This is a genomic window from Blastocatellia bacterium, from assembly GCA_016713405.1.
Classification (GTDB): domain Bacteria; phylum Acidobacteriota; class Blastocatellia; order Chloracidobacteriales; family JADJPF01; genus JADJPF01.
On record JADJPF010000007.1, the window covers coordinates 58306 to 84912 of the forward strand.

Annotated in this window: 22 protein-coding genes and 1 pseudogene; 12 read left to right on the forward strand and 11 right to left on the reverse strand. The window is 36.2% G+C overall.

The window, feature by feature from the left end:
• The first annotated feature begins 6 nt into the window (after positions 1-6).
• The 10 genes and pseudogenes from tadA to IPK14_10710 all read left to right on the forward strand — a co-directional run bounded on the left by tadA (position 7) and on the right by IPK14_10710 (position 13046).
• Entirely contained in the window at positions 7-1971 is a 1965-nt protein-coding gene (gene tadA / locus IPK14_10665) for a Flp pilus assembly complex ATPase component TadA (GenBank protein MBK7993853.1), read from the forward strand.
• 46 nt (positions 1972-2017) lie between these two features.
• Positions 2018-3169, forward strand: coding sequence for a type II secretion system F family protein (locus IPK14_10670; protein ID MBK7993854.1), 1152 nt, complete (start codon positions 2018-2020; stop codon positions 3167-3169).
• 399 nt (positions 3170-3568) lie between these two features.
• Positions 3569-6799, forward strand: coding sequence for a carbamoyl-phosphate synthase large subunit (carB, locus tag IPK14_10675; GenBank protein MBK7993855.1), 3231 nt, complete (start codon positions 3569-3571; stop codon positions 6797-6799).
• A gap of 30 nt (positions 6800-6829) precedes the next feature.
• Positions 6830-7866, forward strand: a pseudogene (gene mtnA, locus IPK14_10680) (S-methyl-5-thioribose-1-phosphate isomerase).
• Positions 7867-7980: 114 nt separating this feature from the next.
• On the forward strand, positions 7981-9084 hold the full coding sequence (nagZ, locus tag IPK14_10685) for a beta-N-acetylhexosaminidase (protein ID MBK7993856.1): 1104 nt from the start codon (positions 7981-7983) through the stop codon (positions 9082-9084).
• 121 nt (positions 9085-9205) lie between these two features.
• Entirely contained in the window at positions 9206-10099 is an 894-nt protein-coding gene (locus IPK14_10690; GenBank protein ID MBK7993857.1) for a hypothetical protein, read from the forward strand.
• Complete coding sequence (locus IPK14_10695) at positions 10096-10626, forward strand: MFS transporter (GenBank protein MBK7993858.1); 531 nt, start codon at positions 10096-10098, stop codon at positions 10624-10626. Before IPK14_10690 ends, IPK14_10695 begins: the two co-directional genes overlap by 4 nt.
• A gap of 123 nt (positions 10627-10749) precedes the next feature.
• The gene (locus tag IPK14_10700; GenBank protein ID MBK7993859.1) at positions 10750-11325 is read left to right on the forward strand and encodes a periplasmic heavy metal sensor; all 576 of its coding nucleotides are present in this window, start codon (positions 10750-10752) and stop codon (positions 11323-11325) included.
• Positions 11326-11503: 178 nt separating this feature from the next.
• Positions 11504-11722, forward strand: coding sequence for a hypothetical protein (locus IPK14_10705; protein MBK7993860.1), 219 nt, complete (start codon positions 11504-11506; stop codon positions 11720-11722).
• On the forward strand, positions 11679-13046 hold the full coding sequence (locus tag IPK14_10710; protein ID MBK7993861.1) for a GAF domain-containing protein: 1368 nt from the start codon (positions 11679-11681) through the stop codon (positions 13044-13046). Before IPK14_10705 ends, IPK14_10710 begins: the two co-directional genes overlap by 44 nt.
• Here the strand turns inward: IPK14_10710 and trmL are convergent.
• The gene (gene trmL, locus IPK14_10715; GenBank protein ID MBK7993862.1) at positions 13041-13511 is read right to left on the reverse strand and encodes a tRNA (uridine(34)/cytosine(34)/5-carboxymethylaminomethyluridine(34)-2'-O)-methyltransferase TrmL; all 471 of its coding nucleotides are present in this window, start codon (positions 13509-13511) and stop codon (positions 13041-13043) included. The two genes, IPK14_10710 and trmL, sit on opposite strands and share 6 nt — an antisense overlap.
• 88 nt (positions 13512-13599) lie before the next feature.
• On the reverse strand, positions 13600-15234 hold the full coding sequence (locus IPK14_10720) for a S41 family peptidase (GenBank protein MBK7993863.1): 1635 nt from the start codon (positions 15232-15234) through the stop codon (positions 13600-13602).
• 412 nt (positions 15235-15646) lie between these two features.
• Here IPK14_10720 and IPK14_10725 point away from each other — a divergent pair, with 412 nt between their 5' ends.
• Positions 15647-16315: a hypothetical protein gene (locus IPK14_10725; protein ID MBK7993864.1), complete on the forward strand. Its 669-nt coding sequence runs from the start codon at positions 15647-15649 to the stop codon at positions 16313-16315.
• Here IPK14_10725 and IPK14_10730 read toward each other — a convergent pair whose 3' ends face one another.
• On the reverse strand, positions 16316-16918 hold the full coding sequence (locus IPK14_10730; protein MBK7993865.1) for a DNA-3-methyladenine glycosylase 2 family protein: 603 nt from the start codon (positions 16916-16918) through the stop codon (positions 16316-16318).
• A 28-nt stretch (positions 16919-16946) separates the two neighbouring features.
• Here IPK14_10730 and IPK14_10735 point away from each other — a divergent pair, with 28 nt between their 5' ends.
• Positions 16947-17165 carry a hypothetical protein gene (locus IPK14_10735; GenBank protein MBK7993866.1) on the forward strand — a complete coding sequence of 73 codons (219 nt, stop codon included), beginning with the start codon at positions 16947-16949 and terminating at the stop codon, positions 17163-17165.
• A gap of 27 nt (positions 17166-17192) precedes the next feature.
• On the opposite strand, the gene IPK14_10740 is transcribed toward IPK14_10735, so the two are convergent.
• The 8 genes from IPK14_10740 to IPK14_10775 form a co-directional block, all read right to left on the reverse strand.
• Entirely contained in the window at positions 17193-17648 is a 456-nt protein-coding gene (locus tag IPK14_10740; protein MBK7993867.1) for a hypothetical protein, read from the reverse strand.
• Positions 17618-18025: a zinc ribbon domain-containing protein gene (locus IPK14_10745; protein ID MBK7993868.1), complete on the reverse strand. Its 408-nt coding sequence runs from the start codon at positions 18023-18025 to the stop codon at positions 17618-17620. The genes IPK14_10740 and IPK14_10745 overlap by 31 nt, the downstream gene beginning before the upstream one ends.
• A gap of 213 nt (positions 18026-18238) precedes the next feature.
• Positions 18239-20563: an ATP-dependent Clp protease ATP-binding subunit gene (locus IPK14_10750; GenBank protein MBK7993869.1), complete on the reverse strand. Its 2325-nt coding sequence runs from the start codon at positions 20561-20563 to the stop codon at positions 18239-18241.
• Positions 20560-21891, reverse strand: coding sequence for an HNH endonuclease (locus IPK14_10755; protein ID MBK7993870.1), 1332 nt, complete (start codon positions 21889-21891; stop codon positions 20560-20562). Before IPK14_10755 ends, IPK14_10750 begins: the two co-directional genes overlap by 4 nt.
• Before the next feature lie 343 nt (positions 21892-22234).
• On the reverse strand, positions 22235-23374 hold the full coding sequence (locus tag IPK14_10760) for an acyl-CoA dehydrogenase family protein (protein ID MBK7993871.1): 1140 nt from the start codon (positions 23372-23374) through the stop codon (positions 22235-22237).
• A gap of 59 nt (positions 23375-23433) precedes the next feature.
• Positions 23434-24000, reverse strand: coding sequence for a hypothetical protein (locus tag IPK14_10765; GenBank protein ID MBK7993872.1), 567 nt, complete (start codon positions 23998-24000; stop codon positions 23434-23436).
• 25 nt (positions 24001-24025) lie between these two features.
• A complete protein-coding gene (locus tag IPK14_10770; GenBank protein ID MBK7993873.1) occupies positions 24026-25231 on the reverse strand; it encodes an iron-containing alcohol dehydrogenase in 1206 nt (401 codons plus the stop codon).
• Between the two features lie 25 nt (positions 25232-25256).
• The gene (locus IPK14_10775) at positions 25257-26417 is read right to left on the reverse strand and encodes an acyl-CoA dehydrogenase family protein (GenBank protein MBK7993874.1); all 1161 of its coding nucleotides are present in this window, start codon (positions 26415-26417) and stop codon (positions 25257-25259) included.
• Between the last annotated feature and the right edge of the window lie 190 nt (positions 26418-26607).

A 26607-nucleotide genomic window follows, 5' to 3' on the forward strand; every position in this document is an offset into this window, starting at 1 on the left:
ATCGTAATGGCTTTATTTGACAAATTTCGTCGCTTGCCCCAACCCGCCAAGCCAGAAAAACCATCTAGCTCAAACTTAAATAGATTAACTTCTGCTCTTAGACGGGATACACAAGTAGATGATACACCTAAGCCTCAACCACCTAAGTATAATCCTGATTATGATGATGAACTCTCTATCCCTAGCCTTTCACCTGAAGCTTCTATTTATCAAGCAGAACAGTTAAATATTGATGGCGAAGAAGTTATCTTTGATCGTTCTAAACTTTATAATATTGAAGATGAAGTTTTAGCTCTAGTAGACCCTAAATTTGCCAAAGAGCAAGTGTTAATTCCAATAGAAAAAAAAGGCAATCTAGTAACCATAATTTGTGCAAGTAAACAATCTCAACGTGTTGCAGAACACATATTAGCCGGCCAACATAGACATTTACAATTTAAGTTTATTTTTTCTTCTGAAGAAGTTATTCAATCTGCTATTGAATGTCATTATTTACGTCGAGACTTACGTATTAATGAGGAGCAACGAACAGAACGCTATAAACAAATTTCTTCACAAATTAAACAAGTAGAAACCGAACGTCGGCAACGCAAACATCTTGTATTTTCTACTAGTTCTCGCCAATTTAGCCATAATGATAATGCACTTCGTGAATTAATAGAAAACCTGCTTTGTGATGGACATTGGGCTAGAGCAACTGATATTGATATTGACCTTTTCCGTATGGATCCTAAAGCAGGTGGTTATGAAAAAAGCCGGGAATTAATGGTTTGCCGCATCCGGGTTGATGGTGAATATCAAACTATTCATGAAGAAATAATGGAACTAGAAAAATATGAACGTATCCCACAAATCTTAAAAATCTATGCTGGACTAGACCCTAACAATACTTGGGATGGACAATCTGGAGTAATTCGACCTACCTTAACCTACGCTACCCGTGAATCTCCAGTTGAATTTCGTGTCAACTTTATCCCTGCTGGCGATGATCGCGGCGAATCAATGTCAATTCGACTTCAAGAAAAAGATAATTTTGTTTTTACCTTAGATAAAATAGGCTTGCTTCCCTTTCAAGACCGTTTATTTCGTGAAGAAATGATGATGCTAACCGATGGAATGATAGTATTTGCTGGGCCTGTCAATAAAGGTAAAAATACTACAATGGTTTGCTTAATCAAAGAGTTTCAACAAAAATTTGCTACCAAAAAGATTGTTACTGTTGAAGATCCTCCAGAATTTAACCTACCTTATGTTACTCAAATTGGAGTTAGCCGAAAACGTGTTGATGAAGGTGGAGGAAATGAAAAACGAGGATTTCACTATTACTTAACACATATTTTAAGACATAACCCAGATATTATTGTTATTGGTGAAGTTCGAGAACCAGAACCAGCGCAAATGGCAATAGAAACTGCTGGAATAGGTCACTTAGTTCTAACTACTATGCACACATCCAACACTATAGAGTGCATAGACAGATTAAGAAATTTTGGGATTGAAAATTATAAAATCGCTGGCGCACTTAAGTTTGTAGTTGCTCAACGCCTAGTTAAACGTATTTGCTCAGAATGTGTCAAGGTTGTTGATGAAAACATACCAAATATTCCTCGACTAGCTGAATATGCTTCTAAAATAGGGTGGGAATATCCAATTCAATTTGCTAGAGGTAGTGGGCGCAACGCTCGCGGCCAAGAATGTACCTTGTGTCGTGGCACTGGTTTTTATGGACGGGTTGGAATTTATGAAGTGCTTATGCTAACTCGTCAAATTCGCACTTTAATCAATCAATCTGCAACCCCTGATCAAGTTCGAGAACAAGCCTTAAAACAAGGATTTCGTTCTCTTTGGTCTATAGGCTTAGAAAGAGCTTTATTAGGCGATACTACCTTAGATCAAATAATTTATCATATTGGTAAACCTGACCCAGTTTTAGAAGGAATTTCAGAAGAAGAAATAGAAACGATGTCTTAACTTATTGTAAATAAATTAGTTATATCAAGAATAAAGGACGTGTATTATGGCTGTTACTAATACTTTTCAAAAAATGAAAGTTAGCGAAGCAAAACGTGTCAATATAGATGTTAACTTAAAGGTTAAGGATGATGAATTAATTACATTTACTGAAAGCTGTAGGGATCTTTATGAAGCAGGCGTTCCAGTTAATGACATGCTTAGACAACTGCAACAAGCTATTTCTAATAAAAAATTTTCTCTTGCTATTAGCTTAATGGTTGATGATATTGAAAATGGAAAGCTACTTAGTGAAGCGATGGGGCGGTTCCCTAATGTTTTTGGAGATGATTACAGAGCTTTAATTCGTGCTGCTGAACAATCTGGTAAATGGACAAAACGACGTGACAAATTTGGAGAAATGCGCGAAGGCATTCTAGATATGCTAATTAGCTATCTTAAACGTCGTAAAGGTGCGCGTGATAAAGTCAAAGCAGGGCTACTTTACCCATCATTTATTGGTGCATTTTTATTAATTACTTGTGGAATATTTGCTTTTTATATCCTACCTACACTTAAAGAATTATTTATTGCTATCAACCCCAAAATGATCGACAACCCAATGTCAACTATGCTATTTGGTGCAGGAGAATTTGTTAATAAATATTGGTATGTAGTGATTATTGTTCTTATTGGTCTAGGCTTTTTGCTCTCAACTTACTGGAAATCTGGTGGCGGTAAACAACTTTGGATGCACTATCAACTTAGAATAAAAGGTCTTGGCCCTTTATTTATTAATATGAATGTAGGGGAAACAATGTGGCTAATGGGAACGCTGTTTTCTGCTGGACTAACTCCCCAAGAATCCTTAGACATTCTTGCTAGTTCTGCTCGTAACTATGAGCTATCTAAAGCCTTAGAATTAGCCAAAGAATATTTATATCAAGGCATTCCTTTTTGTGACGCACTAAAAAAAGCTCATTGGGCTTTTGATGGTCAAACCTATATGGTCTTGTCTAGTGCGCAAAAAAGCGGTCGTTTAGGTGTAACACTTCAAAACTATGCTGCACAGCTATTTGAAAAAGTCGATCAAGGTGTAGAACAATTTGTCAAACTTATTGAACCTGCTCTGCTTTGTGTAGCTGGTGTTGTTGTTGGGTTAATTGCTGTAGGCTTCTACGGTAGCTTTAGCAGTGCTGTAGCAAACATTCAGCAATAACAGAAAATTTTTCAAAAATCAGGAAAAAAATAGGGTAGTGCTAAAAAAGTAATGCTGAATAGAAATTCTATTGCCTAGAATGCAGGTTTAGAAACGAGTTTCAGCCAAAATGAATTGTCACTCAGCCTTACATTTTACTCACTACCGAGAATAATTTATGAGTATGTGGATAAATGGTAAAACTCCTAAAGAGAATAATTAGAGTTTCCTAAAATTAAAACCTACCTAAAATATTATATTTACAACAAATTGCTTGATAAATAGCCTAGGGATAAATGACTAGGCTATTTTTATTTATGCTTTATGGAAAAGATGCGCTCGCGTTGACCAATAATTGTTGCTAATGCTACATTAGCTGTTTACTTTTGCTGCAATATTTCAATCTATAGTAAGACGTAAATGCCTAAACGCACGGATATAAAGAAAATACTAATAATTGGCTCAGGGCCAATTATTATTGGTCAGGCTTGCGAATTTGATTACTCTGGTACACAAGCTTGTAAAGCTCTTAAAGAAGAAGGCTTTGAAGTTGTGTTGGTAAATTCAAACCCTGCAACAATTATGACTGACCCTGAGCTAGCTGACCGAACCTATATTGAGCCTTTAACAGTAGAAACACTAACAAAAGTAATTGAACGTGAAAAACCTCAAGCTTTACTTCCTACGGTTGGGGGACAAACAGCACTAAATTTAGCTGTTGCACTGGCTGAACAAGGAATTTTAGCTAAATTTGGAGTTGAACTAATAGGGGCTAAACTTGAAGCCATCAAAGTAGCAGAAGATCGTAAGCTTTTTAAGCAGGCAATGGATGAAATAGGTTTGGTAATGCCAAAAGCGGCTTTTGTTAAGACTCTTGACCAAGCTCTTGCAGCAGTTGAAGAAGTCGGATATCCAGCAATCATACGTCCGTCATTTACCCTGGGTGGTTCAGGTGGAGGAACTGCTTATAACACAGAAGAATTTGTACAAATTGCCGCAGCCGGACTAAATCTTAGCCCAATTAATGAAATTTTAGTTGAACAATCAATTATTGGCTGGAAAGAGTATGAACTAGAAGTCATGCGCGATCTTGCTGATAATGTTGTAATTATTTGCTCAATAGAGAATTTTGATCCCCTAGGTATTCATACAGGCGACTCAATTACAGTTGCACCAATTCAAACCCTAACCGACCGTGAATACCAAAATATGCGGGATGCAGCAATTAAAATTATTCGCAAAGTTGGAGTTGAGACGGGTGGGTCAAATATTCAATTTGCTGTAAATCCTAAAGATGGTCAACTAAGAATTATTGAAATGAATCCAAGAGTTTCTCGTTCCTCTGCTCTGGCTTCAAAGGCTACAGGCTTTCCTATTGCAAAAATTGCTGCTAAATTGGCTTTAGGCTATACGCTAGATGAAATCCCTAATGATATTACTAAAAAAACACCTGCTTGTTTTGAACCAAGCATTGATTATGTTGTAGTAAAAATTCCTAAATGGGCATTTGAAAAATTTCCTGCTGCTAAACCAACTTTAGGAACACAAATGAAGTCCGTAGGCGAAGTAATGGCAATAGGTCGTACTTTCAAAGAAGCTTTGCTAAAGGGGATTCGCTCGCTAGAGCTAGGGAAATCCTGGGATATTAATCCAAACACTACAGAAGATGAGTTAAGAAGAAATATTGCTAATCCAAATGCAAATAGGCTGGCTTACTTAAGAGAAGCTTTAGATCGTGGTTGGTCAACTGCAAGCCTACAAGAATTAACCGCAATTGACCCTTGGTTTTTAGCTCAACTAAATGAAATTGCTGAAATGCAGCGTCTGATAAAGTCGGAAGCTATTGATACAATTTCACATCAAACTATTTTGGAAGCTAAACGAATGGGTCTTTCTGATCGTCGTATGGCTAAATTGCTAGATTGTGAAGAAGCAGAGTTTCGAGACTATCGTTTAGACTTAAATATCAAGCCAGTTTATAAACGGGTTGATACTTGTGCAGCAGAATTTGAGTCTTTTACACCTTATCTTTATTCAACTTATGAAACAGAATGCGAAGCAGAGCCAACAGATAAAAAGAAAATTATTATTTTAGGTAGCGGCCCAAATCGCATTGGTCAAGGGATAGAATTTGATTATTGCTGTTGTCATGCTAGCTTTGCACTAAAACAAGCTGGTTATGAAACCATTATGGTTAATTGTAATCCTGAAACGGTTTCTACTGACTATGACACTTCAGATCGTTTATATTTTGAGCCTGTAACTTTTGAAGATGTAATAAGCATTGTTGAGATAGAAAAGCCTACAGGGGTAATAGTGCAATTAGGTGGACAAACTCCATTAAATTTAGCTTTAGATTTGCTAAAAGCTGGCGTTCCAATTATTGGCACATCACCAGAATCTATTGATTTAGCTGAGGATAGAAAACGTTTTGGAGAGTTATTAAAACAGCTTGAAATTGACCAACCTGCTAACGGGACGGCTACATCAGTCATTGAGGCTTTACAAGTTGCCGAAACAATTGGTTATCCAGTGCTAGTGCGTCCAAGTTATGTACTAGGTGGACGTGCTATGGTAATTGTCTATGACCAGACAGCTTTAACTCATTATATGAGTCAAGCTGTTGTTGCTTCGCCGGATCGCCCAATTTTAATTGATAGCTTTTTAGAAAATGCTATAGAGGTTGATATTGATGCTTTGTCGGATGGGGAAACTACTGTAATTGCTGGGATTCAAGAACATATTGAAGAAGCAGGAATACATTCTGGCGATAGTTCTTGTGTTATGCCTACTTTGATGATTACTGATCAGCAATTAGAAAAATTACGTGATTATACTAGAAAACTTGCTAAAGCCTTAAATGTTATAGGGTTAGTAAATATTCAATTTGCCATCAAAGCAGGAAAAATCTATGTTTTAGAAGTTAACCCTCGTGCATCTCGAACGGTTCCTTTTGTAAGTAAAGCTACAGGTGTGCCAATAGCTAAAATAGCAGCTTTATTGATGGTTGGGCAGAAATTAAAAGATTTTAACCTACCTTTAGAGCTTCCAATTAGCCGTTATCAAGTAAAAACACCAGTTTTCCCATTTGCAAAATTTCCTGGGGTAGATCCTGTTCTAGGGCCGGAAATGCGCTCTACAGGTGAAGTTATGGGAATAGCAGATGCTTTTGGAAGTGCTTATCTAAAAGCCCAACAAGGGGCTAACATAAAACTACCTGCTAGCGGGACGGTTTTTATTAGTGTTAATGACCCAGATAAAGAGGTTGCTATTCCAGTAGCAAGAAAGCTAGCAGAACTTGGATTTAATTTAGTTGCTACTCGTGGAACTAGGGATTATTTAGTAAAAGCTGGTGTTGCTACAGAATTTGTTTATAAGGTAGAAGAAGGCCGGCCCAATATTGTTGACCAAATTAAAAGTAAGAAAATTGCTCTAGTAATTAATACTCCGCTTGGAAAATTATCTTTTTATGATGAAAGAGCAATTCGTAATGCTGCAACTCAATATTCAATTCCTTGTATTACAACAATTACAGGAGCGCAAGCTGTGGTAAATGCTATAGAAGCTTTACAAAAAGAAAAATTAACTATTGGGTGTTTACAGGAATATCATCAAAAGATTTTGACTGTTACTTGTCAGGCTAAAAGTTAAATTTTAGATTTTAGAAAGATTAATTTAATTATGATTAAAACCGTAGAATGGACAAATGAAGGCGTGGTAATGATTGACCAACGCTTATTACCAACACAGGAAGTTTACCCCTGTTATACTACTTATAAGGAAGTAGCAGAAGCAATTAAAGATATGGTTGTACGTGGTGCGCCAGCAATTGGTGTTTCTGCTGCAATGGGTATTGCACTTGGAGCAAAAAGCTTGCCTGAAGAATGGACAGAATTTACAAGTCAATTTGAGCAAATTTGCCAAGACTTTGCTGCTACTCGTCCAACAGCAGTAAATTTATTTTGGGGTATTGAACAAATGAAGCTTACTTTGTCTGCTTGTAAGGCAAATAAGCTTTCTTTAGCAGAAACTAAAGAAGAATTAATAAAAAGAGCAATTGCTATTTATGAAGCAGACATTGAAGCCAACAAGCAAATGGGGCGCAATGGTGCAAGCTTAATGCCTGATGAAGGTGTGGTTTTAACACATTGTAATGCTGGTGCGCTGGCAACGGCTGGTTATGGGACGGCACTTGGGGTAATCCGTGCTGCGCGGGAAATAGGGAAAAACATTTCTGTTTATTCAGATGAAACACGCCCATTTTTACAAGGTGCAAGGCTAACTTGTTGGGAACTGCAAAAGATAATATTCCTGTTACTTTAATTACTGACAATATGGCTGGGCATTTTATGAAACTAGGTCATATAAAAGCTGTAATTGTTGGTGCAGATCGAATTGCTGCTAATGGAGATGTTGCTAATAAGATTGGTACTTATATGGTAGCGGTTCTAGCAAAAGAAAATAAAATTCCATTTTATGTTGCTGCTCCTTTATCAACGCTAGATCTAAAAATTAAAACAGGTGAGCAAATCCCTATTGAAGACCGAACTAGCCGAGAAGTTACCCATATAAAAGATCAACAAGTTGCTCCAGATGATGTAACAGTAGCAAATCCAGCATTTGATGTTACTCCTAATCAATATGTAGCAGCAATAATTACAGAAAAAGGAGTGGCTTATCCTCCTTATAATAAATCGCTAGAAAAACTTTTTGAATAGCTTTTTCTGCTGGTTAAACTTGTTTTAATGTAGTAGTTTTTTTAATCTCTCTAAGGTTTCTTGTTAGTAGAGTTAAGAAATTCAAATGGTTCAATATTTAAGTGAGGGCAAAGCATGGTTTCTTTATCTTTAGAGCATCGATTGGGACAACTGCTTTTTGTTGGAATTACTGGCACTACGGTAGATGATGATACACGTAAATTGTTACAAACAGTTCAACCTGGGGGAATAATCCTTTTTGCTCGAAACATTGAATCATCTGAACAAGTAGCAGATTTAAATATGGAACTCCGGCGGGTACTTAAGGTTGCTCCATTAATTAGTATTGATCAAGAGGGCGGACGGGTTGATCGCTTAAAGAAAATCTGTCCTCCTATGCCTTCAGTACAAAAACTTAGAGCTTTAGATGATGCTCGTTGTGCGCATGAACATGGGTCAATTACCGCAGAATTATTAAGACTACTGGGTTTTAATATGAGTTTTGCTCCAGTTGTAGATATTGCAGTACATGAAGATGCTGACAATGCTTTGCAGGAGCGGTGTTTTGGAACTAAGACACAAAAAATTATTCGCCTTTCTAGTGCTTATTTAGAAGGTTTACAAAATGGAAGCATTATTGGGTGTGGAAAGCATTTTCCTGGACTTGGTGATTCTGTTGTTGATTCACATAAAAAATTGCCTGTAGTTGAACGTAGTGAAGAAAAACTAAAGGCTCAAGACTTGCAAATATACCAAGATCTAATGGTGAAGCTTAATTCTCAACTACAAGTAATTATGATAGCTCATGCTGTTTATCCTGCTTTAGATAACAGCAATCCTCCTATTCCAGCTTCGCTATCAGCAAAAATAGTTACTGATTTGCTACGTAGCAAAATGGAGTTTCAAGGTTTAGCGATTTCTGATGATATGGAAATGGGAGCAATTTCTGAAGCAATGGGATTTTCTGAAGCAGTTTTATCAGCAGTTAAAGCTGGTGAAGATATGATGTTAATTTGTCAAAGCCCTGAGCGAATAATGGAAGCCTCTGAAGCTTTAACACGTGCAGCGCGAGAAGGAAAAATCACCAGCCGACGAATCGAAACTTCGCTTAATCGAATTGCTAGAATAAAATCTATGGCTGCATCACCTCTGACATTTGAAACAAATCATTTTAAGGCTATTTGCGATAAAATTTCTGAACTAAGCGAAAGAATAGACTCGGAACTAAAACGTATTTAACATAAAAAACGAATTTATAATTAAAAAACTTAAAGCCGGTTAAGTAGCTTTGCCAACAAGAACTAATAAAGTAGCATCTAATCGCCAACCAATTTTATGTCATCTTTAATAGGAAAAAATAATGGCGACAAATCAAGCAACAGCAAAAACTTCTTCCACTTCAGAAGCTACTGTAGAAAAGGCATCCACAAAACCCTTGTCTTGGGTTTATACAACTTATTTTGCTGAAGGTATGCCTTATGCAATCATCCGAATACTTTCTACTTTCTATTTTACAGATATAGGACTTAAGGAGCGTTACTTAGGCTACTTAAATTTTTTAAGTATTCCTTGGACATTAAAGTTTATTTGGGCCCCGTTTCTTGATTTATTTAGCACTAAGCGAACTTGGATGATAATAATCCAGTTTTTATTGTCGCTAGTGATGATGGCTGTTGCTACAGCATGTTATTTTGCATATGTTCCTACTTTGCCGCCAACATTTGAAGAATATATTTCTTTTGGTTATAACCTACCTCCAGCATTTCAGCACCTAACAACATTTTTAATCTTTATTTCACTGGCTTTTGTTGTGATGGCTTTTTTAGCTGCAACTAATGATATCTCTATTGATGCCTATTATTTAGCTGCCTTAAAAGACCCAAGTGACCAAGCTTCTTATTCTGGGGATCGGGTGGCTGCTTATAGACTAGCAATGATTTTTAGCCGTAGTGGAATAGTTGCTTTTGTTGCCTATATGTTTTATTTACTACAACAAAAAGGTAATGTAAATCTTTCTCAAGCTTGGGGTTATGGGTTTGGTGCGTGTGGCTTGACTTTGTTTTTATTAGCTTGTTTCCATTTTTTTAAGCTTCCTCAAGTTGAAAATAAGCGTGAAAAAAGCTTAAAAGCAGCAGAAATAATGAAGTCATTTGTTGAAGCTTTTACAACTTACTTAAAACAAGACAAAGTTTTATTAGTTCTGATATTTATTATTCTTTATAAAATAGGCGATGAAATACTTTTTTTTCTATGAATACGCCTTTTCTTAAACGGGAATTAAAGGTTTCTAATGCACAAATGGCTTGGATTGCAGGAATACTTGGGGCAGCAGGGGCAATTTTTGGTGCAGTTGTTGGGGCTAAATGGATTAAAAAACAAGGACTACGTAAGGCTATTTGGCCTTTAACACTTCTAATGAATGTTAATATTTGGGCTTATACCTGGCTTGCTTATGTAAAACCAGATCCTACAACAATTAAAGGTGTTAGTTTAATAGCATTTATTTATTTTTATGAGCAAGCTGCTTCTGGTGTAGGGTCAGCCGTATTAACTATATATATTATGAGAACTTGTAACCCTGATTTTAAGGCTGCTCATTATGCTTTTGGTACAGCAATAATGCTTATTCCTGCTGCTTTAATTGGTGGTTTTGGAGGTCAGTTAGTTGAATATTTAGGGTATGTAAATTTCTTTATTTTTGCTTTTCTTGCCACTATTCCAGCAATGTTTGTAATGTTTTTTGTACCAATAAAGGATGAAGTAAAAGCACCAACCAACTAATTATAACTTAGGAAAAATAATAATATTTTTTAACATTTTCCAAACTTTTAATAAACAATGGTGGTCTTAAAAGCACCAATCCTCAAAACTTAGTAATAATTCTCTTGATAGTGGGATAAAAAGATGCGCAAAAAAACACCAGTAATTATAAGCTTAGTATTATTAATAGGCTTTTTGACTTCTAATGTTAGTTTTGTTCAAGCCCAAGGACGACGCTTACAACAACGCCAAGAGCGTTTTGCAGCTAAACAAGAACGCTTTAGTCAAAAATTAGGCAAGCGTTCAGGTATAGAAAATGCGTTTGGTGGTGGTGCAATGATGCGAGTTTGGGCGCGTGCCTTAAAGCTAAATGAAGAGCAAATCTTTCGTATGCGCCAAATAATGAGAGTATCAGGAGAAAATTATATTAACCTAGAAACACAAATGAGGGATAAACGCGCAGAGCTAGACCAAGCTATTTTTAGCGAAAATCTTAATGAAGAAGCCTTAAAGCAAATGGTAGGAGAACTTGCTAGACTAGAAGGTCAATCCCTATCTATAAGAACAAGGGTTCAAGTCCAAATTCGTAATGTTTTAACTTTAGAACAACTTAAACTTTATAATGAGCTTCGTTTTGGTACTGGACGAGGCTTTTTAGATAATGATAAGGAAGAATTAGAAAAACCACCTCCTGCTAATAGAGAAAAAAATAATAACTAAACTGTTGCAAAACAAAAGAGTTAGCAAGCAATTATTAAGCCTGGCAAAATACTAATTTGTCAGGCTTAATGCTTTATCAAAATAGTTTTATCAAAATAGCTAGCCAAAATTGTTTTTCTCTAGGTTCTTAGCATAAAATGGACGTTTCTTTTTATCATCGAAAATTAGAGGGGTATTTATGTCTAGTATTAGCAAAATCCAAAATCTACAAAAATTAACTTTGCTCTTAGATGTTATGAAGTCTTTAGCCTCAGAATTAGATATAAATACACTTTTACCGCTGATTATGAAAAAAACTACTGAGGTAATGGATGCAGACCGTAGTACTCTATTTTTAATTGATGAAAAGACAAATGAACTTTTGGTCAAAAGTTGCTCAAGGTGCAGGTATTGCTGAAATCCGTTTTCCTAAACACCTGGGTATTGCTGGACACGTTGCTACAACGGGACAAACTGTAAATATTGTGGAAGCTTATGAAGATGCTAGATTTAACAAAGAAATTGATAAAAAAACTGGCTATCGTACTAAAACTATTCTTTGTATGCCTGTTAAGGATACGGACGGGAAAATTTTAGGTGTTATTCAGGTACTAAATAAAAAAGATGGAGTTTTTACATCTGAAGACGAAGAGCTATTAAGCTCTTTTGCTGTACAAGCTTCTATTGCAATAAAAAATGCTAATTTATTTGAACAAGTTGTAAATATTAAAAATTATAACGAAAGTATTTTAAGTAGTATTGCAACAGGTGTTATTACAGCAGATGCCCAAAGAAAAATTACTACTGTTAATCCAGCGGCCCAAAGAATTTTCCGTATTAATGCAGAAAGTGTAATTGGACTAACAACAGATGAAATTTTTGGTGGTGAAGGTAATGAACATTTGTTGCAAATAATAGACTTAACTGTCAAGACAGGTGAGCCACAATCTACTTATGAATATAAATATCAACTTAGCAAAGTAGATACAATAAATATAAATGTTAATACCTTACCGCTAAAAAACCGTCAAAATTTATCTTTAGGCTATGTTATTGTTGTACAAGATATTACCCAACAACAACGCCTTATGAGTACACTTTGTCGTTATGTGACTCGTGAAGTTGCAGAACAAGTTTTACAAGACCAAGGTAATTTGGGACTAGGTGGAGTGCGTAAGAAAGTAACTATTTTATTTTCAGATATTCGAGATTTTACCACTTTATCAGAAAAATATCCGGCTGAAGAAATAGTTAATTTACTTAATGATTATTTTTCTAACATGATTAATGCAATTTTTAAGTATCAAGGCACATTAGATAAATTTATAGGTGATGCAATTATGGCGGTATTTGGAACACCTATTGCGCGTAGTGATGACCCTGTAAGAGCCGTGCAAACGGCTGTAGAAATGCGTCGGGAGCTTAAACTTTTTAATGAGCGACGAGTTAGCCAAGGTAAGCCAGCAATTGAAACAGGGATTGGTTTATGTGATGGAGAGGTGGTTTCTGGCAACATTGGGTCAGAACAACGAATGGACTATACAGTAATAGGAGATGCTGTTAATTTGGCTTCTCGTTTAGAAGGATTATCTAAAAACTTTGAAGCAAAAATTTTATTTAATGAAGCTGTTTATGAAACAGTAAAAGAGCATTTTACTTGTGTTGAAGTAGGCGTTGAAAATGTTAAAGGAAAACGCGAAAAAGTAAAAATTTTTGGTATTTTGGATAAAGATATTTTATAAGTCCAATTTTCCTACTTGTCTTAATGCTTCATAAAGTGCAATTGCAGCAGAAGAGGCTAGATTTAAGCTTCTTACATGACTTGTTAACATTGGAATTGTGACACAATTTGACCAGTTAGCTTCTAAAAGCTCTTTGGGAAGTCCAGATGTTTCTGAGCCAAAAATCAAATAGTCCCCACATTTATAATTTACTGATGTATAAGACTTTTTAGCTTTTGTTGTAAAATACCAACAACGCTTTCCTTCTATACTTTGCTGAAAATTAGCATAATTAATATGTCTATGTAGATCAACATAAGGCCAATAATCTAATCCAGCACGTTTAACCGATTTTTCATCAATACGAAAACCTAGAGGCTCAACTAAATGTAAACGTGTATTGGTAGCGGCACAAAGGCGGGAAATATTGCCAGTGTTAGGATGAATTTCTGGTTCGACTAGTACAATGTTAAGTTGTTCGGACATATGAAGTTAGTGAGGTAAAAAATTACTTTAAGCTTTATTTATATAGTGAAATAACCCCAGCATTTGCTGGGGTTATTTTGGTTAAGATTTATTTGACAGCAACAGAGCTATCAGCAGATTTAGGAGTTAGTTTTTTAGCATTTGTCATTTCTTCTAACCCTTTTAGAACTTGTGGGTCTTGGTAAAGTAGCACTTCTTGACCAACATCTAAGCCATGAAATGCAGTTGCTAACTCACGACGTAAAGTTAGCTTAACAATGTCTAAATTTTCTGTGACATTATTTGAAGATAACTCAAAAGTTTTTTGTTTTTCATCAATAAATTTCTTTAGTGCTTCTACGACTAAATCAGAAATAGCAAAATCACTTGATTTTAATTGGTAATTAAACTTCATTTCCTTTATTTGATAGTCAGTTATACCAGCTATTTGACCATTGATTAACTCCCTCACAAAGAAAAATATAGGTTCTTGTAAACGAGCTTGAACTTGGGTAAAGCGTTGTTGTTTTACACTTACATCAGGTGTAATACCACCACCACCATAAACTACTTGTCCGCCATCAGTACGAAACTCAGGTTTTGTAGTTGGTTCACCATTAGGTTTTTCATCACGTCTTAAGTAGTAGTTATAGCGGGATATTCCATCATATTCACGTTGTATAAGTCTTCCGCTAGGTGTGTAATACTTTGCAGTAGTTAAAGTTAGTCCAGCGCCTTCAGCAATTGGGAAAATGGTTTGCACTAGTCCTTTACCAAAAGTTACTTCGCCAACAATACGCGCCCGATCGTGGTCTTGTAATGCACCAGAAACTATTTCCGAAGCACTAGCACTGCTACCATTAACTAAAACAACTATAGGGAGGTTTTCAGGACTTCCACCGCGAGCATCAAAGTTGCGTTCAGCACCACTTTTACGACCTTTGATACTTAAAACTTTTTGTCCACGACTTAAAAACATATCACAAACATCTAAGGCTGCTTGTACTAGCCCGCCAGGGTTATCCCTTAGATCTAATATTAATTCTGTCATTCCTTGTTGTTTTAATACTTTGACGGCTTCAACTAATTCTTCGCCAGTTGTACGAGCAAATTGACGACGTAGACCAATGTAACCAGTATTGGAATTAAGCATAAATATATTTGGAATAGAAGGTAGTGCTACGGCATCACGAGAAATAGTTACTTTTATAGGTTCGGTTAATCCTGGGCGTGAAACACCAACTAAAACTTGGCTTCCACGTGGGCCCCTTAATTCTGAAGCAACTTTAGCTGAATTCCAACCTTGAGTAGATTGTCCATTTACCTCAACAATATGATCTCCATAATGAAGGCCAGCACGTGCGGCAGGAGTGTTAAAATGCGGGGCCAAGATAAATACTTTGCCTTGGCGTTGAGTAACAGTTGCACCAATACCAAAATATTCACTTTGTTGTTGTGAGCGTAGTTCTTGAAAATCTTCTTTGGTATAAAAGGCTGAGTGAGGATCTAGAACATGTAACATACCGCTAATTGTGGTGTAGTTTAGTCTTTCATGGTCTATTTCTCCAGAATAATTGCTTTCAATTAGTGCATAAGCTTCTATTACACTTTCAGCTACAACAGCACCATCAATATTAAGTGTATTAGCGGAATTTGATGTAGGGGTTAAACTTAGAGCAGCAAAAAAAATAGGTATTATTAATAAAATACTGACACGTTGCCAAAGGGATTTGTTTTGTTTCACCTGGGAGATCTCCTGACTAAAAAATTTTGCTTCTTATAAGTGAGCCTGCCAAAACAAATTATAATCTGAAAAATTTGTTTTGGCGAAAAGAAAGTTGCTTAAACTATCCAACTACCTACAATCTTTTGAGTGAAAGAGCCTTAATTTAGTTGCAATTAGCTGTCAAAAACAGACAAGGAAATCAATAACTTGTAACTTCCAAAAGGATTGGGTAATATATGCCCTGCAATCAGGGGTGAGAGGAATCTGTTACCTTGATTGCAAATAACTCCGCTAATTGTTAAGGGGCCGAGTGCCTTTTCGGCCCGCCTTTTTATTAAATCTATTAATATTCTCATACAAGTTGCTTTTGAGTAGTGTTTGCAGTTTAATAGTAAGCAGTCCTTCTAATAGACAAGCAAGGGAAAACTTTATGCCGGCTTTAAGCGCAGCAGAAATAATTAAAAGAGCAGAAAAAATCCGCGATTACCAAAAATTGTCCCCAACAAGTTCAGAAAGATTACATATTAATCGCGGTCGGCAACTAATGTATGAACTACTGAAAGATGTTTTTGGCGATCCGCTAGTTGCTCCATCAAAAGCTTATACAGGTGATTGGGAAATGCTTTTTACTAATGTTGGAGCCGAAGCAATACAAACAGCTATTACTTTGCAACAACAAGTTGTTCAACAAAAAAATATTGATGAACAACAACGTAAGATTGAATTAGTTTTATTAAAACTAGCAACACATACTAATAATCAAGTTAAGGCTATGCTATTAAATACAGGGGCAGATTTCTTATCTATGAAAAACCCTGGTGATATTTCCCCAGAGGGTCTGCTACGTAGGTTAGAAAATGAAATTAGCAAAGGCCCAACACCGCCTGAAGGACAAAATGTTTTTACTTGGCAAACAGTTTTAGAGCAACAAACTTTATCAGGCTTAAAAGCTTGGATAGGTTATGAGATTGGCGTTTTAGAATATCAAATTAATAACGCTGTAGCTAAAACAGAAAAAGAAAAAGTAAATTTTGAGTTGGCAATCTTAAAAAATAAACTTGCTTATTTGCAACAAATACTTAGACTGCTGCCAGAGTAGTTATTTATTGTCAATACTACGCCAAAGATACCAACTGGCTATACTACGATAGGGTTTCCAGCAGTTTGCTATTTCTGATAATTGTTTAGGATTAGGTAAGTCATCTAGTCCATAAAGTTCTTGGGTAGCTCGTTTTATACCTAAATCTCCTGTAGGTAGTACATCTAGGCGATTAAGAGAAAAAATTAAAAACATTTCGGCTGTCCAACGACCAATGCCCTTAATAATTGTAATTTTAGAAATAATTTCCTCATCATTAAGTAAAGAAAAATCTTGAGTAAGGAAAACTTGGTCAAATTTTTCTGCTAGATCTTTGATATAGCTAGCTTTAGAGCGAGATACCCCTACACTAGTAATTTTCTCTAAAGGTGTAGAAAGTATAGTGCTAGGATTAAAAGCTATTTCTTCTTTAGGATATAAGGCTAAAAAGCGTTTAGCTATTGTTTCAGCAGCTTTTGTTGAGAGTTGTTGAGATATTATTGCTTGGCATAAAGCCCAAAAATAATCATTGTGGGAAGTTAATGTACAACTACCATAACGATTAATAAGGTTTGCAATAATTGGATCAACTGTTTTTAAGTGGTTTTCAGCGTGATTAAACATAAAAATCTAGAATTTGCTTAAGTAATCTATGTGTGAACTTGTACTACATCATTATCATACTGTCTTTTTACCTGTTGTTTCTGCTTTAGACAACCAAACCCGTTTAGAACTTTCAGAAGCTATAAAAGAAATAGATTATCTGGTAGAAACGCTTTGTCATATGGAACTAAATCCAGTAGAAAGACAAGAAACAGAACTTGTTTATTGGGCTTGGTGGGAAAAAGTGCGTAGTCAAATGGAAAATTAGCTTTTTCCCTAATTTGTCTTCCAAAAATTACCTCCGAAACAATAATACTGCAACAATAATAACAATTACTGCTATGATAATACCTGCTATTACTATAGTAGAAGATCCGCTTTTAGCTTCACGCTCAAACACATTACTACAAGGGGAGTTTTGTTGAGGAGGTGGTATTGGTGGTTTTGAATCAGGTGCTTTAGCTAGAGGCTGTTGTGCTGGAGAAGGAGCTTTTGCTGGGGCCGCGGGTTTTGGTGGTATTGGAAGATTTACCGCAGGCATACCAACAACAGTAGCTAAACTGTCTACCTCATTACTAGCTGGAGAAGGATTATTTTTACTAACCGCAGATTTAGCTGCTAATTCTTTTAATTGGTCAATATTTAGACCTTGACCACCAACTTGAGTAGCAAAAGGATCAGGAGCAGATGAAGCATTAGCATTAGCATTAGATAAAGGTTTTACGGCAGGCATACCAACAACAGTAGCCATTGGATCGCTCCTCCTGATGGGGGAGGAGGGGTTGCAGATTTAGCCGCTAATTCTTTTAATTGGTTGATGTTTAGACCTTGACCACCAACTTGAGTAGCAAAAGGATCAGGAGCAGATGAAGCATTAGCATTAGCATTAGGTAAAGGTTTAACGGCTTGCATACCAACAACAGTAGCCATTGGATCGGCTCCTCCTGATGGGGGAGGTTGGGCTGCGGCAGCTTTAAGCGCGCTTTGGTCGGCTGGAATTGATAAACGTGTTTTTAGTGGATCGTCTGCATCAGCAGATAGGGTTTCTGCTGATGACAATGGTTTGCCACAAGCACGGCAGAAACGTAGTTGAGGAGCATTTTGCGAGCCACATACTGAACAAAACATATTTTTTGTCTCCACTAAATTATAGGTATGTTTCTAATTCCAGAATACACCAAGGTTTGATTAATTAGCAAGATCACATTTGTCAATAAAATTTTGACTTTATTAACTGAAAAAACTTTAAGCTAACTAATTTAGCCAATTAAAAATAATATAAAGTAATACTTTGACTAAATATTGATTTAGAAACTAAATTTTCTACCATTAAATACTTAGTTAGTCAACTTGAAATTCTATAACATTGTCATTATTTAACTTTATATTGACGATTTTTTGTTTTACACTAGGACTTTCTACTAAATATCTTGCTAATGGAACTACAATTAATTTCTCTATGATTCTTTGCAATGGTCTAGCACCATAACGAGGCTCAAAGCCAAGTTTTGCAAGTAGTTTAACTACATCTTTTGTCCAAGTTAACTTTATAGAAGATTTAGCTATTCCTTCTCGCTCAGAGAGTTCAGAAAGTTCTTTCTCTGTAATAGCTTCAATTACATTTGGACTTAAAGAATTAAAATTAACTACTAGATCTATTCGGTTATAAAATTCTGGACGAAAAAAATCCATCACAGCACTTGTATAGCTATTTGTATTTTCTTTATTAAAACCTAGAGTTGTAAATTTATCTGCTCCAATATTTGAAGTCATAATAATAATTGTGCTACGGAAAATAGTAGTACGTCCATATTCATCAGTTAATCTACCTTCATCAAAAAGACCTAAAAATAGATCAAATACTTCTTTACTGGCTTTTTCTATTTCATCAAGCAGTAGTACTACAAAAGGCTGTTGCCTAACACGTTTAATTAGCTCGCTAGGTTGGTTAAAACTTTCTCCTAGCAGTCTATTTACTGAACCTGGGCCAGAATATTCACTCATATCTAATCTAATTAGTCGTTCTTTTTGTTCTCCAGCACCAAAAAAGAATTTAGCTAATGCTTTGGCTAACTCGGTTTTTCCTACTCCTGTTGGCCCACAAAAAAGCAGTACTCCAATAGGTCGAGTAGGATCATTTAATCCAGCCTTAAATGTTGTAATTAAATTTGTTACAACCTGACATGCTTCTTGCTGGCCTATTACTTGTTTAGTTAAGGTACTTAATACTTCTGTGGGTATCAGCCTAAGCTCATTACGTAAAAATAATTCTGGAAGTCCGGTTTGGTCTACAAATAAACTAACTACTTGTTCTGCACTAATAAAACTTTGTTTGTTTTGGACAGCTTTTTCAAAAAGTTCTTTTAGAAAAACTACTGTTTTACCTGGAAAAGATTGGTAAGGCATAAACCGAACAAATAAATGATAAATTAATTCTGTTATACCTTTACTTATTTCTACAGAAAAATTTTGCTTAAATACTTGTGCTAGTTTATCTAAAACAGTAACGGCTTTCTCTCGATTAAATGGAGGTAGATTTATTATTTGAAATAAATCTACAAACCCAGGTAGCAAACGACGACAAACATCTAGTTCTGCGGGAGTTGCTTCAACAATTACTTTAAGCTCACTTCTTTGTATATATGGTAGTAAAAATGCTGCGATGCCATTAGCAGAGCTTTCTCCACCACTATTAAGTATATCTAGTAGATTTTCTATACACAAAATGCCATCAATATTTGATAACTCGCTTATTACTGCTTCACAACGTTCTTCCCATTGTCCTAAATAGCGCATTCCTGCAATGATTCTTGCACCGTTTGTAACCCAAAATTTATGTTTATAGCTTTCATAAATATCTTCTCTATCTGCGTCTTTTTGCCAAAGCCGTTCTAATTGGCTGGCTACTTCTGATAAAACAGTAGTTTTGCCAGAGCCAGAATCCCCAACAATAATTATATTAGCTTTTTCTTCATTAACTCTTTTAACTAAATCTGTTACTTCTTTTTCACGCTCCCAAGCACGATTAAAGCGACGACGAGAGTTTTTTTCTGTAATGGGTTCTGCTACAGTAGAAAGGGTTAAAAGATCAGGTTTAGAGCTATGTTTTTTAGGTTTAAAGTTAACCGCAACAGTTATTTCTTCTAGGTAGACATTTTTAGGTGGTAAGTAGCGAGAAAGTTCTTTTGGTGTTAGTCCTTTTAGTCTTTCTTGAACATAATGATTAACTAATTCTTTTAGGGTTTTTTCTTCATAATAGTAAAAATGTACACCTATTGTAGGTAGGGCGCAAACTAACAAACCTTCTTCTTGACGACCATAAACACAAGGCAACACTAAATTAACAGGATCACAAGGAAATATTTTTTCTTGTCTTCGATATTCAGGACGAACTTCTACACGAAAATATATTAATTTAGCATCTAAGAAATCTGGGGTTGGTTGCCAAGGATGTTGCTGGTATGACCAGCTAAGATATTCTTTTAATTGATAAATAGCTTCATCTTTTGTTAAACCAAAAGCTGTAGGGGTGCTTTCTGCACCATCAAACATCACTTTGCCAGCATAGATTAGCTGTAGGTTGTGTTCATACTCAACTAAACGAGCCGTAAAACTACCAGCAAAGTCTTCCCAGACTAAAATAGGAAAATTATAAGTTGTTGTCATAGATCCCCCGCAAGGAAACCTACGGCTTTAGACGTGGGAGGAATTGCGGTCTTGTATTGTGTTAAGTAAGAATAAGAATAACCATCGCAAGAAAAGATAAGTTTACAGTATTTATGGCTAATACCTTGAATAGTAGTTTTGCTAGTAGAGATATTGAAAGAACCAGAAGCCCTAACAGCGACTTTGCCAGTATAAGTACCAGCTTTTTTTCCCTTAGTAACAACAGCCTTTACCATATCACCAGTAGCAAAGCCAAAGAATTTCTTACCTGCTTTAGCTTTAGTTCTAGGAAAGCCAAATTTGTCCATTAAGCACATTTGCCTACTTCCATGTCCTGTTGCTTTTATCTCTAATACTGTTATTTTGTCTACTTTTAGCAATGGAGTGCTTATTCCAACACAAGCTGCATCTATCCAGTGTGCTTTGGCTAACTTTTGGCTACTACGGTTAAACTTAGTTAAACCACCACTACCTATCTCTATTGGCAATTGAAATTCTTTTAATCTATTGAGTATTTCCCATCTTGTGCTGTTTACTGCTGCTGCATCTTTTAATGGTACTTTGGCTTGTGCCTGTACTTGTGGATATCCAAACTCTGTAGCAGTTTTATTGCCTTTCTTTATATTGCACTTTTCACAAGCTATTGTTAGGTTTGTTACTCTATTACTTCCACCTCTACTTTTTGGCACTATATGTTCTATCTGCAAGGCTGTGTTCTCTTTTCCACAATAGGCACATTTACGTTTGTATTTTTCTAAAAGATACTCGCGCAATTCATATCCAGCTAAACTACCTTGTTGATATTCAACTCCTTTTATTTCAGCACTTTGCATTAATTGTGTATCAAATTTTACTAGCTCTAAACTTATTCCCTTAATTGGACATAGCTTGATAAGTCTTCTTACCCAAGTTTCTACATTAGCTACTCTACTTAGCACAGAAGGTGCAAGCCAACCTTTAGCCCTTGTTCTATTATTAAACCTAGGCTTGCGATAACGTGTTTTTCTATTTCGTCTATTACTACGAACTCCACGACGACTATCTAAACTAGACTTAATAGTTTCTCCTCTATGCTCAATCTCAGCAGCAAATACTACTTCTCCTGTTTCTTGATTAACTAAAGCTAGTCCCGTTGTTTTGCTACCTGGGTCTAGCTTTAGCTGATAAGTTTGTAGTTGGGGGTCTACAACTTCTTTTTTAAGTATGATGGTGAAAGGAAAACGCTTGTATACAGCCGCTAACCCTGCTTTCAACAACCTACGAGCTTGTCCGGGATGACACATATCTAGCTGTTTTCCTGTTGTGTCTAATACAAATACTTTTTGAATAGTAAAGCTTACCTCCTATTTCTAGGGTTATTTTTGCCTCGACAATGTTAGCAATCAGCATATCTACTAAGCACTACCACTATACCCTTGCAGTTGTTTAACTTAGCAGTTACAGAGCTTGGAACTGGCACGCATTCCAAGGTGTGTTCTTTTACTCTTTTGCTAACGTAGTTCTCTAAGAACTTGGTCTGGTCACTCGGACTCGTTTGCTTCACACAAACAAGCCAACGGCTTTAGCCTTTGGTAAGTGACATGGTAAATTCAAGAAATTCTGATATTTATTAATGTCTTAACCCTAAAAAAGTATTTGAAAGTAGCGTGGTACTTACTAAGCTACTATTACTTACATCAACAAACTGCGGGCAATTAACATACGTTGAACTTCGGAAACACCCTCTCCTATTTCACCAAGTCTAGCATCTCGATAAAGTTGTTCTACGCGGTAATCAGCAATATAGCCATAACCGCCATGAATTTGTACTGCAACATCGGCTGCTCGTTTTCCTACTTCTGAAGCAAGTAGTTTTGCCATTGATGCTGCTTGAGTGGCATCTTCACCTTTTTCAAATTGCCAGGCAGCTTGTAAAATTAACATTTCTGCTGCGTCAATTTCGGCCTTTACTTCAGCTATGCGAAAACTTACGTCCTGAAAATTATAAATAGCAGTTCCAAAAGCTTCTCGTTGGGTAGCGTATTTTATGGCTTCTTCTAAACTAGCTTTAGCAATGCCTAAGCAAAAACACGCCATACCAATACGAAAGAATGTTAAACATTCCATTACTTTATAAAAGCCTTCGTTTTCTTTACCTAGCAAATTTTTAGCAGGTACACGGCAATCATCAAAATAAAGTACGCTAGTTGGAGAACCACGAACCCCCATTTTTTCTAGTGGAGGGCCAGAACTCCAACCCGGACAATCTTTATCTACAATAAATAAGCTCATACGATGTGCGCCGCCTTTTTCACCATTGACCGCTAGCACTAAAACACAATCAGCCACCGGGCCATTAGTGATAAACATCTTTGAGCCATTAAGAATATAGTAATCACCATCTTTTATAGCTTTGGTTTTTGCTGCTGCTAGATCTGAGCCAACACTAGGTTCAGTTAATGCCAAAGCACCAATCCATTTTCCACTTGCTACAGGCTTTAAGTATTTTTCCTTTTGTTCCTGGTTTCCTAACTTAAAGATTGTATAACCACATAGCCCAGTGCTTGCACCCATAGAAAGAAATGTTGATGGACAGGTTTGCGCTAACTCTAACCATGCTAAAGTGTTAGTAATTGTGTCTGCATTGCTGCCACCATATTCTTCTGGGTAAACTAATGATGTTAGACCAAAATCACCTAATTTAATTAGATTTCTTTTTAGTACCTCTACATCAGTTTCAATAGCACGGGTATAAGGCAAGATTTCTGCTCGGCAAAGCTCCCGCAAAGATTTTAAGTATTGCTGCTGAACATCTGTCAATTCAAAATCCATAATTTTAACCAGCTTTAATTAAGAATAGTTACTAGCTATAATCTTGACAAAGTAATATTTTATGCTTGTGCTGCTTCAGTTCCTTCGGTTGCTTCTGCACTAGGAGTTTCTGAAGGAGTTTCTGTAACATTTGCTATAGTTTGAGTGCTTTCTGCGCTAGCTTCACTGCTAAGTTCGCCTTCATCCTCAGAAGTAAATTCATAAGTTACAGCGACTTTAGCACAAATTTCATTCCACATACTCATTGGACGCATAAGTTGCATAAGCGTCATTTTGTTGCCTTCTAGTTTGTAATGTGGAGAAGAAAGCGCACGCATTGGGGTCATTTCACCTTTATTTAATGCTGCCATCATTGTAAAAGGACAAGACCCACGCATTGCCCAAGATGTGTTAAATGCTGTGTTTCGCAGTTCATCCCAAGGTGCTGCTTGTGACTTATAATCACTTGCGGTAATTTTTCCTTGCTTAAAAGTCCATGTCATCACACGGTCTTTTCCATCCGGCCCATCATAAACACGGAAAATAAAAGTGCCATTTAATTTTTTTGCTTCCTGCTCAAAAACAGGATCCTCATTTATCCGCTTAATACATTCATCTTGCCAAGCTTTTGTGTAGTATTTAATCATAGAAAATTCCCCAATTATAAATTACTTAGATTACTTGTTGAATTAGTGGTTGAAACTCGTCAAATTCAGCTTTACGTGGATTAAAAGCCATACAAATATCCATTAGAGCTATTTCTGTCACTTTAGCTACAGTTTCTTCATCGGCTGGAACGGCTAAATCTCGGTATTTTTCTGGAATATCTAAAGAAGCTTTTAGTTTACGAATTTGTTCAATTGCACGTTTTCCTAGCTCTATATCAGAGAGTCCTGTCTCAGAAACATCAAATGCACGTGCTAATGCTGCATAGCGTGAAGGACTATGCTCTAGGTTAAATTCCATAACATATGGAAGTGCTATAGCATTGGATAATCCATGATGGAGTCCATAGAGACCGCCAATGGTATGGGAAATAGCGTGTGTTGCTCCTACAGGTGCATTAGAAAAAGCCATACCTGCTATCATTGCCGCAATTTGCATTTTAGCGCGTGCATCAACATTACTTGGATCTTTTACGGCTGTTTCTAAATTATCATAAATCATTTCTGCTGCTTTTAATGCCAATGCTTCAGAAATAGGCTGATTTTCTGTTGAGACATATGCTTCTATTGCATGAGTTAGTGCATCCATTCCAGTATAAGCAACTAATTTAGCTGGTAGAGTTGCTACCATTTCTGGATCAAGCATTGCCATACGAGGATAAAGATGAGGACTAGCAATAGTTAATTTAGTTTTATTCTCATGATCTTTAACTACTGCTCCTACAGAAACTTCGCTTCCTGTTCCAACTGTAGTAGGAATAGCAATAATTGGGATACATTTGCCAGGCACCATAAAGCCGCCTTCATAATCTCTTACCTCTCCGCCATATGTTCCTAGTAAAGAAGCAAGTTTGGCTGTATCCATAACACTACCGCCACCTACGGCAATGATTAAGTTTATTTCTAAATTTTTAATTTCTTGAGCGCATTTTTCTACTATTTTTAAGTCAGAGTCAGCAGGGATTTCATCAAATATAGATTTAATCTCATAAGCAGAATCATTTAATCCATTTTTTACTTTTTCAATTAATCCTGCTCCTAAAACACCTTTATCTGTCATAATCATTACATTAGTACAAGTAGATAAGTCATCTTCTACCTGTACTTCTAAAGCCAATGCTGATACTTTACCCATCCCATATTTTATTTGGGTAGGAACAAAAAAAGTAAATTCCCCACGGTCAAAAACTTCATTTCTATTAATAAATCCCATAAAATCCTCTAAATGATTTAATTAGTTAAAGTTTCATACTTTTTAGCAATTCTGATGCAATAATCATTTTTTGTACTTCTGAAGACCCTGCACCAATGGTTGATAATCTAGTATCTCGATAAAATCTTTCTACTGGGTATTCGTGGATATAACCATAACCGCCAAAAATTTGTACTGCCTCATAAGCCACTTTAATGGCTGATTCACTAACAAATAATTTGGAGACAGAAGCCTCAAGCATTGCTCTTTTAGATTTTTCCTTCATACAAGCGACACGATAAATTAGCAAACGAGAAGCATCAACCATGGTTTTCATGTCGGCAAGTTTATGTTGAATGGCTTGAAAATTAGCAATAGGCTGTCCAAATTGCTTACGCTCTTTTGCGTATTTAATACATTGATCTAACGCAAACTGCATCCCACCAATTAAGGGTGAGAGCATACAGGAACGTTCCCATTCCATTGTTTCTTTACCAATTTGGACAAATCCAGCGTTTTCTTCTCCTAATAGGTTTTCTGCTGGCACTTCGCAATTATCAAAATAAAGCTCGCTAGTTGTAGAGGTACGATTTCCCATTTTCTTTAAGTTATTACCTACTGAAAAACCTGGAAATCCTTTTTCTACAATAAATAAAGAAATGCCACGATTACCTTTTTTTTTGTCTGTGACAGCAAAAACAACAAATAAATCACCTATCGGGCCATTGGTGATAAACATTTTTGAGCCATTTAATATATAGTGGTCGCCTTTTTTTTCCGCAGTAGTACGCATTGACGCAGCATCAGAGCCTGAACCAGGTTCTGTTAGGCCAAATCCACCAATCCATTCACCAGATGCAAGTTTAGGTAAGTATTTTTCTTTTTGTGCCTCTGTACCAATTAACCAAATAGGAACACCTGCTAAAATCAAATGCGCCCCCCAACCAAGAGTTGTGCCGCCATCTACCCCAGCTTCTGCAACCTTTTCCATAGCTATTGAAGTGGCTAGTGGAGAAGCATTACTACCTCCATATTGTTCTGGAAACGGAAGTCCTAAGAGTCCCATACTAGCTAAATCGCGCCAATTTTCCCAAGAAAATTCTGCTTTAGCATCATTTTCTTCTGCACGAGGTGCCATTTTTTCTTTAGCAAATTTGTAAACAGAGTTACCAAAATCTATGTATTCTTCAGGTATGTTAAGGTTCATAACTTTAATAATAAAGAACAAGCAGAAAAAGATGAGAGTTAAAACAATAGACTAAATAAACTATTAGTCTTAATTGCTAGTTAATTTTAAGCGTCTACTAATAACTTGTCCAGCGGGTCAGAAAAAGAGAAGCACAGCATAGCCAACTTTGATTGAACTGTCAATTTTAATTAGTCTAAGCTGACAACAT

Bases quoted from the DNA above. Each gene is read 5' to 3' on its own strand.
- tadA (MBK7993853.1), top strand. From the start codon at position 7: ATGGCTTTATTTGACAAATTTCGTCGCTTGCCCCAACCCGCCAAGCCA.
- IPK14_10670 (MBK7993854.1), top strand. From the start codon at position 2,018: ATGGCTGTTACTAATACTTTTCAAAAAATGAAAGTTAGCGAAGCAAAA.
- carB (MBK7993855.1), top strand. From the start codon at position 3,569: ATGCCTAAACGCACGGATATAAAGAAAATACTAATAATTGGCTCAGGG.
- nagZ (MBK7993856.1), top strand. From the start codon at position 7,981: ATGGTTTCTTTATCTTTAGAGCATCGATTGGGACAACTGCTTTTTGTT.
- IPK14_10690 (MBK7993857.1), top strand. From the start codon at position 9,206: ATGGCGACAAATCAAGCAACAGCAAAAACTTCTTCCACTTCAGAAGCT.
- IPK14_10695 (MBK7993858.1), top strand. From the start codon at position 10,096: ATGAATACGCCTTTTCTTAAACGGGAATTAAAGGTTTCTAATGCACAA.
- IPK14_10700 (MBK7993859.1), top strand. From the start codon at position 10,750: ATGCGCAAAAAAACACCAGTAATTATAAGCTTAGTATTATTAATAGGC.
- IPK14_10705 (MBK7993860.1), top strand. From the start codon at position 11,504: ATGTCTAGTATTAGCAAAATCCAAAATCTACAAAAATTAACTTTGCTC.
- IPK14_10710 (MBK7993861.1), top strand. From the start codon at position 11,679: ATGAACTTTTGGTCAAAAGTTGCTCAAGGTGCAGGTATTGCTGAAATC.
- trmL (MBK7993862.1), bottom strand. From the start codon at position 13,511: ATGTCCGAACAACTTAACATTGTACTAGTCGAACCAGAAATTCATCCT.
- IPK14_10725 (MBK7993864.1), top strand. From the start codon at position 15,647: ATGCCGGCTTTAAGCGCAGCAGAAATAATTAAAAGAGCAGAAAAAATC.
- IPK14_10730 (MBK7993865.1), bottom strand. From the start codon at position 16,918: ATGTTTAATCACGCTGAAAACCACTTAAAAACAGTTGATCCAATTATT.
- IPK14_10735 (MBK7993866.1), top strand. From the start codon at position 16,947: ATGTGTGAACTTGTACTACATCATTATCATACTGTCTTTTTACCTGTT.
- IPK14_10740 (MBK7993867.1), bottom strand. From the start codon at position 17,648: ATGGCTACTGTTGTTGGTATGCCTGCCGTAAAACCTTTATCTAATGCT.
- IPK14_10745 (MBK7993868.1), bottom strand. From the start codon at position 18,025: ATGTTTTGTTCAGTATGTGGCTCGCAAAATGCTCCTCAACTACGTTTC.
- IPK14_10750 (MBK7993869.1), bottom strand. From the start codon at position 20,563: ATGACAACAACTTATAATTTTCCTATTTTAGTCTGGGAAGACTTTGCT.
- IPK14_10760 (MBK7993871.1), bottom strand. From the start codon at position 23,374: ATGGATTTTGAATTGACAGATGTTCAGCAGCAATACTTAAAATCTTTG.
- IPK14_10765 (MBK7993872.1), bottom strand. From the start codon at position 24,000: ATGATTAAATACTACACAAAAGCTTGGCAAGATGAATGTATTAAGCGG.
- IPK14_10770 (MBK7993873.1), bottom strand. From the start codon at position 25,231: ATGGGATTTATTAATAGAAATGAAGTTTTTGACCGTGGGGAATTTACT.
- IPK14_10775 (MBK7993874.1), bottom strand. From the start codon at position 26,417: ATGAACCTTAACATACCTGAAGAATACATAGATTTTGGTAACTCTGTT.